Origin of the sequence: Paenibacillus wuxiensis, from assembly GCF_040195695.1 — a bacterium.
In the GTDB taxonomy this organism is placed as follows: Bacteria; Bacillota; Bacilli; order Paenibacillales; family Paenibacillaceae; genus Paenibacillus_B; species Paenibacillus_B suaedae.
In genome coordinates this window covers 33,200-47,010 of record NZ_JBEFZI010000019.1, presented here as the reverse complement: position 1 = coordinate 47,010, position 13,811 = coordinate 33,200, and the positions used below count along the sequence as shown (strand labels likewise).

Here is a 13,811-nt window from a genome sequence, read left to right as displayed (position 1 = left end):
ATATACTGAATCTATCATTTGTGATGTAACGGGTGGATTGCGTTGCAGGCCGGAGGGATTGCTAGTGAGTGTTGACCTCAAAGTATTAAGCACCTCCTCATACGATCGTTCGTCGGATGAACAGCTAGTCGACGCGGTCAGGGAGGGAGATAGCGAAGCGCTCGAATACTTAATTAACAAGTACCGCAATTTCGTTCGAGCAAAAGCACGCTCATATTTTCTAATCGGCGCTGACCGTGAGGATATTGTTCAAGAGGGCATGATCGGATTATACAAGGCAATTCGTGATTTTAAGGGAGACAAGCTGGCATCATTCAAGGCATTCGCCGAACTGTGCATTACTAGACAGATTATTACTGCGATTAAGACTGCGACGCGCCAGAAGCACATACCATTGAATTCTTATGTGTCGTTGGATAAGCCGATATATGACGAAGATTCAGATCGTACCTTGCTAGATGTGATTGGTGGCTCGCGGGTGTCTGATCCAGAAGAATTGATCATTAATCAAGAAGAATTCGTTGGGCTCGAGGACAAGATGTCTGAAATTTTGAGCGATTTGGAACGGAAAGTGCTCATGCTGTATTTGGATGGGCGTTCCTATCAGGAAATTGCCGTTGATCTGGATCGCCACGTCAAATCGATAGACAATGCGCTGCAGCGAGTCAAGCGAAAGTTGGAGCGATATTTGGAGTTACGGGATGGCGGGGATAGCGGATGTTAATTAGTCGAATACAGATGTAGGAGCTTATCAACCTAGTATGGGAGATAGGCTCTTTTTCATTGTGTACATACTGTTCCCGATTGAAAGCAATTAATTTTACATCGAAAGTTTACGAGAATGAAGGTTTAGATTGCGTAATATTCCACCATACTGATAGCGACTAGGAACATTAGTGATCTTTTCCTTTGTCAAGCAGCTGTCGGATATGATAGAGTGAATGACATCGCCCCCCACGGCGTCAACATCTTATCATTGACATCATTTGCCCCTTGTGATAAAGTGTTTTAGGTAGCCCTAAATATGCGTACGTATTTACTGAATAAGAAATGATTGGTTATTAGACTGAGAGTGGATTATTCAGCGAACAAGAGACGATTTGTCCCCCTGTAGAAGGATGGTCAATCCGTTTCTGCTTGGGGAAATTCGACGCTTCTTATCATTAAGGTGTCTTCAGGAGGTGTACTACATGCGGGTAATCGTTACGATGGCTTGCACGAACTGCAAACAACGCAACTATACGACAACAAAGAACAAACGTAATCACCCAGACCGCATTGAGTTGAAGAAATTCTGCAAGTTCTGCAACGAGCATACTTCTCATCGCGAAACGAGATAAGTCTGATGGAGGTGTAGTCCGTGGCTTTCTTCGGGAAACTGAAACAAAGTTTCGGTTCGATGTTTTCCTTCTTTGCCGACAGCTGGGGTGAATTAAAAAAGGTTCGCTGGCCCAGTCGTAAAGAACTGACAAGCTATACGATCGTCGTTTTAGCCACGGTTATCTTTATGACGCTTTATTTCTGGGTCCTTGATATCGGAATTTCCGCGATAGTCGAAGCGATTATTTAATAAAGTCCCAAGGTGGCTTAGTTATGGAAAAAAGATGGTACGTTGTTCATACCTACTCAGGTTATGAGAACAAAGTTAAAGCCAATTTGGAAAAGCGCGTTGAATCCATGGGCATGGAAGACAAAATATTCCGCGTTCTTGTTCCGATGGAAGAAGAAATGGTAAACAAGGATGGCAAAAAGAAAGTTGTCATGCGTAAAGTTTACCCGGGTTATGTTTTGGTTGAAATGATTCAGACGGATGAGTCTTGGTATGTTGTTCGCAACACGCCAGGGGTTACCGGATTCGTCGGATCTACCGGCTCTGGTTCAAAGCCTATTCCACTGTTGCCTGAAGAGGTCGATCAGATCTTAAAGACAATGGGCATGGAAGATCCGAGAGCAAAAGTCGATTTCGACTTGAAGGAATCGGTTCGCATTATGGTAGGGCCTTTCGCAAACTTCGTCGGTACGGTCGAAGAGATCATTACAGACAAGCAGAAGCTTAAGGTTCATGTCAACATGTTTGGAAGAGAAACCCCTCTTGAGTTGGATTACCACCAAGTGGAGAAGATCTAATACATCTTTCTATTGGTTTCTACTGTGAGATAGGGCAACCTGAACCTCACATAACTAGCGCAAGGAGGTGTTTGAAATGGCGAAAAAGGTCATTAAAGTCGTTAAATTGCAAATTCCAGCGGGTAAGGCGAATCCAGCGCCTCCAGTAGGTCCAGCATTGGGTCAAGCGGGTGTCAACATCATGGCGTTCTGTAAGGAATTTAATGCGAAAACAGCTGATCAAGCAGGTTTGATTATTCCTGTTGAAATCTCTGTATTCGAAGATCGTTCCTTTACGTTCATCACGAAGACTCCACCGGCTGCAGTATTGTTGAAAGTAGCGGCTAAGGTCGAAAAAGGTTCCGGTGAACCGAACACGAAAAAAGTTGCAACAGTGAAACGCGACGTTGTACGTCAAATCGCTGAGCAAAAAATGCCTGACCTGAACGCAGCATCCGTTGAATCGGCTATGCGTATGGTTGAAGGTACAGCTCGCAGCATGGGCTTTGTCGTAGAAGACTAATACGTTCTTCTTTGGCGCATGTGGGAGGTTAATCCGTTAAAACCACAAAGGAGGAAATAATCATGGCAAAACGTGGCAAGAAATATGTCGAAGCTGCTAAGCTTATCGATAGAGATGCTGCTTATGAGTCGATGGAAGCCATTGAGTTGGTTAAAAAATCGGCTACAGCAAAATTCGACGAAACAGTAGAAGTTGCTGTTCGCTTGGGTGTAGACCCTCGTAAACAAGACCAAGCTGTTCGTGGGGTAGTTGTACTTCCACACGGTACAGGTAAAACAAAACGCGTTCTCGTCTTTGCAAAAGGCGAAAAAGCAAAAGAAGCAGAAGCAGCTGGTGCTGATTTTGTAGGCGATCAAGATATGATCAACAAAATTCAACAAGGCTGGTTCGACTTCGATGTCTGCGTAGCTACGCCAGACATGATGAGCGAAGTAGGTAAATTGGGACGTATCCTCGGTGGTAAAGGTCTCATGCCTAACCCTAAAGCTGGTACGGTTACATTCGACGTTACTAAAGCTGTTCAAGAGATCAAAGCTGGTAAAATCGAGTACCGTCTGGACAAAGCAGGACAAATCCACGCACCAATCGGTAAAGCTTCTTTCGATGCAGACAAGTTGCATGACAACTTCAAAGCGTTGATCGATGCATTGAACCGTGCGAAGCCAGCAGCGGCTAAAGGCGTGTATTTGAAAAACATCGCGGTTTCTTCCACGATGGGCCCTGCAGCACGTGTGAACACAGCATCTTTCCGCTAAGATTTATTCTTTAGTGGGAATCTGTTGGCAAGTTTTGTGAGTGGTTGACATGGTTCAACTGTCCATGCTATGCTAATAGAGTTGCTAACACATGATGTGCAATTAACTTTTGAATAATCGTACCGTAGACAGTAGGTGCCGAAAGGCTTAATCTCCTACCGAGGTGTTCGAAATAGACTGAGTGCTTGGAGCGTGTCGTTGACACGTCTGCGCACCAAGTGCTATCGTGATGCCTCTGTAGTAAACTGCAGAGGCTTTTCTTATGCTGAAGTAGGTAGAAGATCTCGGACAGGATGCGGTGTTAAGTAGAACCTTGTAGGAGGTGGAACGAGTGGCAAACGCAAAAGTAATCGAAGCGAAACAGCAAGCTGTACAAGATATCGCTGAGAAATTCCGTAGCAGCGCTACAACGGTTGTTGCTGACTACCGTGGATTGACAGTTTCTCAAGTTACTGAACTTCGTAAGCAACTGCGCGAAGCAGGCATCGAATTCCAAGTATTGAAAAATACATTGGTACGCCGTGCGACAGCAGAAGCTGAGTTGTCTGAACTTGATGAAGTATTGTCTGGTCCGACAGCTATCGCATTCAGTCGTGAAGACGCAGTAGCACCTGCGAAAATCTTGAACGACTTTGCGAAGAAAAACGAAGCTCTTGAAATTAAGGGTGGAGTAGTTGAAGGTCGCGTCGTTGACGTGGATCAAATCAAAGCTTTGGCAGCATTGCCTTCCCGCGAAGGTTTGTTGTCCATGTTGCTCAGCGTGCTCCAAGCACCAATGCGCAACTTCGCATTGGCTGTCAAAGCCGTTGCAGAGAAGAACGAAGCGGAAGCGTAAGCTTAATCGCGTAACATACACTTTACTAAATATGGAGGTTTAACAAATGAGCAAAGAGCAAATCTTGGAAGCCATCAAAGGCATGTCCGTATTGGAATTGAACGACCTTGTTAAAGCAATTGAAGAAGAATTCGGCGTAACTGCAGCAGCTCCTGTAGCTGTAATGGGTGGCGCAGCTGGTGATGCTGGCGCAGCTGAACAAACTGAGTTTGACGTAATCTTGACTGCACCAGGCGCAGGCAAAATCAACGTTATCAAAGTTGTTCGTGAAATCACTGGTCTTGGCTTGAAAGAAGCTAAAGACTTGGTAGACAACTGCCCGAAACCATTGAAAGAAAAAGTAAGCAAAGAAGAAGCAGAAGCAGTAAAAGCGAAGCTCGAAGAAGCTGGCGCATCTGTAGAAGTGAAGTAATCTCTGCTTGCAAAGTGCGAACCCCTTGGAACTTGTTTTCAAGGGGTTCGTTGTCTAAGATACGACTTACCGATTTAGCTTAGGTGTCATCGAATACGAAGTGTAAATAGGGAACTCGACGCGCATCTTAGCCAATGAACGATAGCACTTTTTATTTTCACCATGACAGGAAGGGATCAAGATGGCAGGGCATTATTACAGCAAGCGTCCAGATGTAGAGCATAATCGCAAGAAATGGACGGTATCCTTGCGAGGTATGCAGCTAGCATTCGTGTCGGATGCCGGTGTATTTTCCAAAGGTGGTGTCGATTACGGCAGTCGAGTGCTGATTGATTGCATGGGCATTCCTGAAGACGCCACCGTTCTTGATGTCGGCTGTGGCTATGGGCCGATTGGATTAACAGCTGCAAAACTGGCTAAGCGCGGACGAGTAACGATGGTAGATGTGAATGAGCGAGCCTTAGATTTAGCGAGAGAGAACGCTCTTCTAAATGGAGTCCATAACGTCACGATTCAAGAGAGTGATGGCCTCAATGCGCTAGGCAGTGAGCATTATTCTGTTATTCTCACCAATCCGCCGATTCGTGCAGGCAAAGAGGTTGTTCATCGCATCTTTGAACAATCCTATGAGCATTTAGCAGACGGAGGTTCTCTATGGATTGTCATTCAGAAGAAACAGGGAGCGCCATCAGCGGAAGCGAAGCTGCAGCAGTTGTTTGGAGAAGATAACGTAGAGTTAGTTGTGAAGGACAAAGGGTATCGGATCTATCAAGCGAAGAAATCATTTCCAAGTTGACTCTGAGTGCCCAATATGGTATTATTATAAAATGTCAGTATTAGGATGGACTCCATGTCTACACATGGCCCAAATGTCAAGCCTTTTTTTGAAAGGATGCATACATTTTTGCGAAATGACGTATAATGTTTACATTTTGGGCAAGTCTATCGGATATGTAGTTGTATCGACAACAGGAAACGGCGACACGGGGGAAAACGGCGTCCATCGCATTTGCGTTTTGCCGTGAACGTGCGTTTTTCTTTTTTCTGACATTTTGTACTATATTATTTGTTTTTAGAGTCTCTTTCGTGGACTTTATTATAAAGGATACCGAAAAGGATTCGCAATCCATTTTTGTGAGTAGACATGAGGGGTGAGTTAAAGTTGGCAGGACATCTTGTTCAATATGGACGACGCACTCGGCGCAGTTATGCGCGCATCAAAGAGGTACTCGAAGTTCCGAACTTGATTGAAATCCAACAGAAATCGTATCAATGGTTTTTGGACGAAGGATTGCGCGAAATGTTCCAAGATATTTCGCCGATTCAGGATTTCACAGGTAATTTGGTTTTGGAATTTATCGATTACAGCTTGGGTGAACCCAAATATACAGTCGATGATTCGAAAGAACGCGATGTAACTTATGCGGCGCCGCTCCGCGTGAAAGTGCGCCTTCTTAACAAAGAGACCGGAGAGGTCAAAGAGCAGGAAGTGTTTATGGGTGATTTCCCGCTCATGACGGAAACGGGCACGTTTGTCATTAATGGTGCTGAACGTGTAATTGTCAGCCAGTTGGTTCGCTCTCCGAGTGTCTATTTCAGTACTAAAGTTGACAAGAACGGGAAGAAAACTTACACGGCGACAGTTATACCGAATCGTGGTGCATGGCTGGAACTTGAGATGGATGCGAAGGACATTATCTATGTTCGTATCGACCGTACTCGTAAAATTCCTGTTACGGTATTGCTGAGAGCACTCGGATTCGGTACAGACGAGCAAATCTTAGATTTGCTTGGCCATGATGAGTATATCCGCAATACGCTGGACAAAGATAATACGGATTCAACAGAGAAGGCTCTGATTGAAATCTACGAGCGTCTGCGTCCGGGCGAGCCTCCTACACTCGAGAATGCAAGAAGCTTGCTGATTGCACGTTTCTTCGATCCGAAGCGCTATGATCTAGCGAATGTAGGTCGTTACAAGATTAATAAGAAGCTTCACATTAAGAACCGTTTGTTCAATCAACGCTTGGCGGAATCGCTTGTTGATACAGAAACAGGCGAAATCATTGCTGAAGCAGGTCAAGTTGTTGACCGTCGTCTCTTGGACGAAATTCTGCCTCGTCTTGAAAGCAATGTAGGTTTCAAAACCTATCATGTGGCAGGCGGAGTTATGGAGTCGGAAGATATTCCGGTTCAAGTCATCGACGTGTTCTCGCCAATTGAGGACGGTAAAGTTACTAAAATTATTGCAAACCGCAATATCGACAAGTCCGTGAAGAACATTACTCCAGCGGATATCATTTCGTCGATCAACTACTTTATTAACTTGCTGCACGGAATTGGTAGCACAGATGATATTGACCACTTGGGTAACCGTCGTCTGCGTTCCGTTGGTGAATTGCTGCAGAACCAGTTCCGAATCGGTTTGTCCCGTATGGAGCGCGTTGTGCGCGAGCGGATGTCCATTCAGGATGCGAACGTGATTACGCCACAGGCGCTCATTAACATTCGCCCGGTTATTGCATCCATTAAAGAGTTCTTCGGTAGCTCGCAGTTGTCTCAGTTCATGGATCAGACGAACCCACTTGCGGAACTTACGCATAAGCGTCGTCTGTCTGCACTCGGACCTGGTGGTTTGACGCGTGAGCGCGCGGGCTTTGAAGTTCGTGACGTCCATCCATCCCACTATGGCCGTATGTGTCCGATCGAGACTCCAGAGGGTCCGAACATCGGTTTGATCAACTCCTTGTCTACGTTTGCTCGAGTGAACGAGTATGGCTTCATTGAAGCACCATATCGTTGGGTCGATCCGAAGACAGGGCAGGTTACAGAACAAATCGATTACATGACTGCTGACGAAGAAGATAACTATGTAGTCGCACAGGCGAATGCACCGCTGAATGAAGACGGCACATTCCGTGACGAAACAGCTATCGTTCGTTACAACAAGCAATCAGATAACATCTTGACGATGCCTACGGATCGTGTTGACTACATGGATGTATCGCCGAAGCAGGTTGTGTCGGTAGCGACAGCGCTCATTCCGTTCTTGGAGAACGATGACTCCAACCGTGCGCTCATGGGATCGAACATGCAGCGGCAAGCGGTGCCTTTGCTCATACCAGAAGCTCCGTTTGTTGGTACAGGAATGGAATACAAGTCTGCAAAAGACTCTGGTGTATGTATCGTCTCCAAAGTAGACGGTGTCATCGAGCGTGTTACAGCGAATGAAGTTCAAGTTCGCAAGGTTGAAGTGATTGATGGTAAAGAGGTCAGAGGTGACCTCGTCAAATATAAATTGCAGAAGTTTATGCGTTCCAACCAAGGAACATGCATTAACCAACGTCCACTTGCCAAAAAAGGCGATATCGTCAAAAAAGGCGACATCTTGGCGGACGGACCTTCCACTGAGGTTGGTGAATTGGCCCTTGGACGCAACGTTGTCGTCGCGTTCATGACATGGGAAGGTTACAACTACGAGGATGCGATCTTGCTCTCCGAGAAGATGGTGAAAGAGGATGTATACACGTCCATTCACATCGAAGAGTACGAGTCCGAAGCTCGTGATACGAAACTTGGACCAGAAGAGATTACTCGTGATATTCCGAACGTCGGCGAAGAAGCGCTCAAGAACTTGGATGAGCGCGGAATCATTCGCGTCGGTGCGGAAATTAAAGACGGTGACATTCTCGTCGGTAAAGTAACACCTAAAGGGGTTACGGAACTGACAGCAGAAGAACGCCTCTTGCATGCAATCTTCGGCGAGAAGGCGCGTGAAGTACGTGATACTTCCTTGCGTGTGCCTCACGGTACTGACGGTATCGTCGTTGATGTTAAAGTATTTACACGTGAGAACGGGGACGAACTCCCTCCAGGTGTGAATCAACTCGTTCGTGTTTATATTGCCCAAAAACGTAAAATTTCCGAGGGCGATAAGATGGCGGGACGCCATGGTAACAAGGGTGTCATCGCACGTATCTTGCCTGAAGAAGATATGCCGTTCCTTCCGGACGGTACGCCTGTTCAAGTCGTCTTGAACCCACTAGGGGTACCATCGCGGATGAACATCGGTCAGGTACTCGAGGTTCACTTGGGTATGGCGGCACGTTATCTCGGTATGCACATGGCTACTCCGGTATTCGACGGTGCTACAGAGTATGACGTGTTCGATACGATGGAAGAAGCAGGCATGCAGCGCAACGGTAAGACAATCTTGTACGATGGTCGTACAGGTGACCCGTTCGAGCGCGAAGTTACGGTTGGTGTCATGTACATGATCAAGCTCGCACACATGGTTGATGATAAGATCCATGCTCGTTCTACTGGACCATACTCTCTCGTTACGCAGCAGCCGCTCGGTGGTAAAGCACAGTTCGGTGGTCAGCGCTTCGGGGAGATGGAGGTATGGGCACTCGAAGCCTATGGTGCAGCTTATACATTGCAAGAGATTCTTACAGTCAAGTCCGATGATGTCGTCGGCCGCGTGAAGACGTATGAATCGATTGTGAAGGGCGAAAATGTCCCTGAGCCAGGTGTTCCTGAATCGTTCAAGGTCCTTATCAAAGAGCTGCAAAGCTTGGGTATGGATGTCAAGATCTTGACAGAGAACGAAGAAGAAATTGAGATGCGTGAAATCGATGAAGATGACGATATTCCGCAGGATAAGTTGAATCTCGGCATGGATGACGAGTACGTCACCGAGTAAGCTGCCGAAGTCGTATAACGTTGGATCGGACGGTGGCCGTTAGCGAATTGCTATACGGCCACCGCCAGCCCATATATGGTTCGAACACAGAATTCCGCTCCTGTGTACTGACAGAGCGGTACACTCAAGTACAGATTAAGGAGGGTCGCTCCTTGATGGACGTCAACAATTTTGAATTTATGAAAATCGGGCTTGCCTCTCCCGAAAAGATTCGTTCTTGGTCCCGTGGCGAAGTCAAGAAGCCGGAAACGATTAACTATCGTACGCTCAAACCGGAGAAAGAAGGTTTGTTCTGCGAGAAGATTTTCGGACCGACGAAGGACTGGGAGTGTCATTGCGGTAAATACAAGCGTGTACGTTACAAAGGCGTTGTCTGTGATCGATGCGGCGTTGAAGTAACACGCCAGAAGGTGCGCCGTGAACGGATGGGCCATATTGAATTGGCTGCTCCTGTATCGCACATTTGGTACTTCAAGGGAATTCCAAGCCGCATGGGCTTGGCGCTGGACATGTCTCCACGCTCCTTGGAAGAGATTATTTACTTTGCTTCTTATGTTGTAACAGAGCCTGGGGATACACCTCTTGAGAAAAAGCAACTGCTTTCCGAGAAGGAATATCGCAGCTACCGTGAAAAATATGGTCATGCATTCCAAGCTGGTATGGGTGCTGAGGCAGTTAAGAAGCTGTTGCAAGACTTGGATGTTGAGAAAGAACTTGAAGTGCTGAAGGAAGAGCTTCGTACGGCACAAGGCCAACGCCGCAACCGTGCGATCAAGCGACTAGAAGTAATCGAGGCATTCCGTAACTCTGGCAACCAACCAGATTGGATGATTCTCGATGTTCTTCCAGTTATTCCTCCAGAGCTTCGTCCAATGGTACAGCTCGATGGCGGTCGCTTTGCGACGTCTGACTTGAATGACCTGTATCGCCGTGTTATCAACCGGAACAACCGCTTGAAGCGTTTGCTTGATTTGGGTGCTCCGGACATTATCGTACAGAACGAGAAGCGCATGCTGCAGGAAGCAGTAGACGCATTGATTGATAACGGTCGCCGTGGTCGTCCAGTAACAGGCCCTGGTAACCGTCCATTGAAATCGCTCAGCCATATGCTCAAAGGTAAGCAAGGTCGCTTCCGTCAGAACTTGCTCGGTAAACGGGTTGACTACTCTGGTCGTTCCGTTATCGTCGTAGGTCCTTACTTGAAGATGTACCAATGTGGTTTGCCGAAGGAAATGGCGCTTGAGCTGTTCAAACCTTTTGTCATGAAAGAACTCGTGAATAAAGGTTTGGCACACAACATTAAGAGCGCGAAACGTAAAGTAGAGCGCATTAGCCCGGAAGTATGGGACGTTCTCGAAGAGGTTATTCGTGAGCACCCAGTCTTGCTTAACCGTGCACCAACACTTCACCGACTCGGTATCCAAGCATTTGAACCGATTCTGGTAGAAGGGAAAGCAATCCGTCTTCACCCACTCGTATGTACAGCCTACAACGCTGACTTCGACGGTGACCAAATGGCGGTTCACGTTCCGTTGTCTGCAGAAGCACAAGCAGAAGCTCGTCTTCTTATGCTCGCTTCCGGCAACATCTTGAACCCGAAAGACGGTAAGCCAGTTGTAACACCATCTCAGGATATGGTTCTCGGATCCTTCTACTTGACGATGGACAACAAGGAAGCTAAAGGAACAGGTATGATCTTTGGCTCCGTCAATGAGGCTGTATCTGCTTATCAACGTGGTTCAGCATCCTTGCATGCACGTGTTGCAATTCCAGTACGTGAATTGGGCAAGTCTGACTTTACTGAAAAACAACAAGATGCGTTCCTTATTACAACGGTTGGACGTATCATTTTCAACGAAATATTCCCGGCAGATTTCCCGTACATCAATGAGCCGACGAAGCGCAATTTGTTCGAGGGAACACCGGATCATTATTTCGTATATGAGAAAGGCGCGAATATTAGAGAAATAATCGAAAATATTCCGCAAACAGGTGGGGTAGGTAAAGACTATCTTGGTCAAATTATCGCCCGCTGCTTCGATGTATTCCATACAACGAAGACTTCGGTTATTTTGGATCGAATCAAGGAGATCGGCTTTACGTATTCCACAAAAGCAGGTATCTCGATTGCGGTATCCGACGTTATCGTACCGCAAGAGAAAGTGGATATCTTGAAGGAATCCGAAGAGAAGGTTCGTGTCATTACAAATCAGTATCGTCGTGGTCTGATTACGAATGAGGAACGTTACGATCGTGTTATCGAGGTATGGTCGAACACGAAAGATCGTATTACCGAGATTTTGATGAAATCGATGGAACGTTACAACTCCATCATGCTCATGGTTGACTCCAAAGCACGGGGTAACAAATCGCAGATTACTCAGTTGGGTGGTATGCGTGGTCTCATGGCCAACCCGTCCGGTCGAATCATCGAGTTGCCAATTAAATCGAACTTCCGTGAGGGCCTGACGGTCTTGGAATACTTTATTTCCACTCACGGTGCGCGTAAAGGTCTCGCGGATACGGCTCTTCGTACGGCGGATTCGGGTTACTTGACTCGTCGTCTCGTTGACGTTGCACAAGACGTTATCGTTCGTGAAGAAGATTGCGGTACGGATAAAGGCTTCTTAGTAGCCAACATCTCCGACGGTAAGGAAGTTATCGAAGGCTTGTACGACCGTATCGAAGGTCGCTATTCCGGTGAAACGGTTCGTCATCCGGAGACAAAGGAGATCCTTGTTAACCGTAACGAACTGATTGATACGGATAAGGCAGAGTTGATCGTCAATGCTGGTGTCAAGAAGATGATGATTCGTTCCGTACTCAGCTGCCGTGCTCGTCACGGTGTATGTAAGATTTGTTATGGTCGCAACCTGGCGACTGGTAAGCACGTTGAAATTGGTGAATCTGTTGGTATCATCGCGGCTCAGTCCATCGGTGAACCAGGTACACAGCTCACCATGCGTACGTTCCATACCGGTGGTGTCGCAGGTGACGATATTACCCAAGGTTTGCCGCGTATCCAGGAGTTGTTCGAGGCGCGCAATCCGAAAGGGCAAGCGATCATTTCCGAGATCGATGGTGTGGTTAAAGAAATTCGCGAAGCGAAAGATCGTCGTGAAATCGAAGTCCAAGGTGAGGCAGAGTCCAAAGTGTACTCCGTCACATACGGTTCTCGTGTCCGCGTAAGCGAAGGCATGGCAATCGAAGCCGGCGATGAGATTACAGACGGTTCTATCGACCCTAAAGAAATGCTCCGCATTAAAGGTATCCGTGGCGTTCAGAACTACATCTTGCAGGAAGTTCAACGCGTATACCGGAACCAAGGGGTAGAAATTAACGATAAGCACGTCGAAGTTATGATTAAGCAAATGCTTCGTAAAATCCGTATCATCGATGCGGGTGAAACGACATTGCTTCCAGGATCATTCGTTGACATGCATGAATATGAAGCAGCGAACAAAGAAGCGATCCTCTCTGGCAAGGAACCTGCTGTTGCGAAACCGATCTTGCTCGGTATCACGAAGGCATCCTTGGAGACAGACTCCTTCTTGTCTGCAGCATCCTTCCAGGAGACGACTCGCGTTCTTACTGATGCAGCGATCAAAGGTAAAGTCGACCAATTGCTCGGCTTGAAAGAGAACGTTATTATCGGTAAGTTGATTCCTGCAGGTACAGGTATGAACCGTTATCGCAGCGTTAAAGTGATTAATCCGCTTGACGAGGAAGTAACGGAAGAATCCCTTGATGCAGCAGGTGTTGGCGCAGCGGAGTAAGCTCTACTATAGAGGTTTCAAATGAGGTGGTTGGCGCTGTCTAGATGGCGCCAACCTCCATTTTTGTGACAAATATATCGTTTTAAAAAAGAAGTTATGAAATTGCTTGACACTGGGTAAACGAAGTGCTATTATGTCGTAGTGTGCCCAAGACAAAGACCTGTACTTTTGGAGGAACATGCATCATGTCTAATGAAAAAGGTTTACAGGATGCAACAATTCGTATTGGGACGAAGCAAACATTGAAGATGGTTGAACTTGATAAAGCCATCGAGGTGTACATTGCCGAAGACGCTGATGAACACGTTACATCGAAAGTCGTAAGCCTATGTGAGAAGAAGGGCATCAAATTGACATATGTCAGCACGATGCGCGACCTTGGCAAGGCATGCGGCATTGAAGTAGGTGCAGCAGTCGCAGCTGTCGTTGAAGAAGAATAGGGAAGCCGATTGTTTTTGTAACAGAAGAAATTCTGGGGCAAAGACATTTCATTTGTTCATTTATGAACCACCTGGATCTGTGGACTTAAATGAATGATTTATGAAGGTGTCGATAATATGGGAAGGGGGTGCCAACATGCCAACAATTAACCAATTGGTACGTAAGGGCCGCAAAGATAAAGTAACTAAATCCAAATCCCCAGCTTTGCAAAAAGGTTTCAACGCGTTGAAACGCGAAGAAACGGATTTGAGCGCGCCA

Annotated in this window: 12 protein-coding genes, 1 pseudogene and 1 other annotated feature; all 13 genes and pseudogenes read left to right on the top strand. The window is 46.6% G+C overall.

The window, feature by feature from the left end; all coding sequences use genetic code 11:
• Positions 1-64: 64 nt before the first annotated feature.
• Positions 65-724 carry an RNA polymerase sporulation sigma factor SigH gene (gene sigH, locus ABN764_RS28580; RefSeq protein ID WP_021252474.1) on the top strand — a complete coding sequence of 220 codons (660 nt, stop codon included), beginning with the start codon at positions 65-67 and terminating at the stop codon, positions 722-724.
• A 466-nt stretch (positions 725-1,190) separates the two neighbouring features.
• Positions 1,191-1,340 (top strand): 50S ribosomal protein L33, encoded by a 150-nt coding sequence (rpmG, locus tag ABN764_RS28575; protein ID WP_019420680.1) that lies wholly within the window; start codon positions 1,191-1,193, stop codon positions 1,338-1,340.
• Between the two features lie 38 nt (positions 1,341-1,378).
• A complete protein-coding gene (gene secE, locus ABN764_RS28570; RefSeq protein ID WP_028532522.1) occupies positions 1,379-1,570 on the top strand; it encodes a preprotein translocase subunit SecE in 192 nt (63 codons plus the stop codon).
• Between the two features lie 23 nt (positions 1,571-1,593).
• Positions 1,594-2,127, top strand: a complete 534-nt coding sequence (gene nusG, locus ABN764_RS28565) for a transcription termination/antitermination protein NusG (protein ID WP_021252472.1) — start codon at positions 1,594-1,596, stop codon at positions 2,125-2,127.
• A 76-nt stretch (positions 2,128-2,203) separates the two neighbouring features.
• Positions 2,204-2,629, top strand: a complete 426-nt coding sequence (gene rplK / locus ABN764_RS28560; RefSeq protein WP_021252471.1) for a 50S ribosomal protein L11 — start codon at positions 2,204-2,206, stop codon at positions 2,627-2,629.
• 62 nt (positions 2,630-2,691) lie between these two features.
• A complete protein-coding gene (gene rplA, locus ABN764_RS28555; RefSeq protein ID WP_021252470.1) occupies positions 2,692-3,384 on the top strand; it encodes a 50S ribosomal protein L1 in 693 nt (230 codons plus the stop codon).
• A 104-nt stretch (positions 3,385-3,488) separates the two neighbouring features.
• Positions 3,489-3,654: a sequence feature (ribosomal protein L10 leader region), on the top strand.
• 61 nt (positions 3,655-3,715) lie between these two features.
• Positions 3,716-4,219, top strand: coding sequence for a 50S ribosomal protein L10 (rplJ, locus tag ABN764_RS28550; protein WP_021252469.1), 504 nt, complete (start codon positions 3,716-3,718; stop codon positions 4,217-4,219).
• A gap of 46 nt (positions 4,220-4,265) precedes the next feature.
• Entirely contained in the window at positions 4,266-4,631 is a 366-nt protein-coding gene (rplL, locus tag ABN764_RS28545; protein ID WP_021252468.1) for a 50S ribosomal protein L7/L12, read from the top strand.
• A 181-nt stretch (positions 4,632-4,812) separates the two neighbouring features.
• The gene (locus tag ABN764_RS28540; protein ID WP_268627092.1) at positions 4,813-5,427 is read left to right on the top strand and encodes a class I SAM-dependent methyltransferase; all 615 of its coding nucleotides are present in this window, start codon (positions 4,813-4,815) and stop codon (positions 5,425-5,427) included.
• A 366-nt stretch (positions 5,428-5,793) separates the two neighbouring features.
• Positions 5,794-9,336, top strand: coding sequence for a DNA-directed RNA polymerase subunit beta (gene rpoB, locus ABN764_RS28535; RefSeq protein ID WP_021252466.1), 3,543 nt, complete (start codon positions 5,794-5,796; stop codon positions 9,334-9,336).
• A 152-nt stretch (positions 9,337-9,488) separates the two neighbouring features.
• Positions 9,489-13,112 (top strand): DNA-directed RNA polymerase subunit beta', encoded by a 3,624-nt coding sequence (gene rpoC / locus ABN764_RS28530; protein ID WP_021252465.1) that lies wholly within the window; start codon positions 9,489-9,491, stop codon positions 13,110-13,112.
• A gap of 185 nt (positions 13,113-13,297) precedes the next feature.
• Entirely contained in the window at positions 13,298-13,552 is a 255-nt protein-coding gene (locus tag ABN764_RS28525) for a ribosomal L7Ae/L30e/S12e/Gadd45 family protein (RefSeq protein WP_138188350.1), read from the top strand.
• Positions 13,553-13,688: 136 nt separating this feature from the next.
• A pseudogene (locus ABN764_RS28520) lies at positions 13,689-13,811 on the top strand (30S ribosomal protein S12); the annotation flags it as partial.

Bases quoted from the DNA above. Each gene is read 5' to 3' on its own strand.
- rplK (WP_021252471.1), top strand. From the start codon at position 2,204: ATGGCGAAAAAGGTCATTAAAGTCGTTAAATTGCAAATTCCAGCGGGT.
- nusG (WP_021252472.1), top strand. From the start codon at position 1,594: ATGGAAAAAAGATGGTACGTTGTTCATACCTACTCAGGTTATGAGAAC.
- ABN764_RS28525 (WP_138188350.1), top strand. From the start codon at position 13,298: ATGTCTAATGAAAAAGGTTTACAGGATGCAACAATTCGTATTGGGACG.
- rplA (WP_021252470.1), top strand. From the start codon at position 2,692: ATGGCAAAACGTGGCAAGAAATATGTCGAAGCTGCTAAGCTTATCGAT.
- rpmG (WP_019420680.1), top strand. From the start codon at position 1,191: ATGCGGGTAATCGTTACGATGGCTTGCACGAACTGCAAACAACGCAAC.
- ABN764_RS28540 (WP_268627092.1), top strand. From the start codon at position 4,813: ATGGCAGGGCATTATTACAGCAAGCGTCCAGATGTAGAGCATAATCGC.
- rplL (WP_021252468.1), top strand. From the start codon at position 4,266: ATGAGCAAAGAGCAAATCTTGGAAGCCATCAAAGGCATGTCCGTATTG.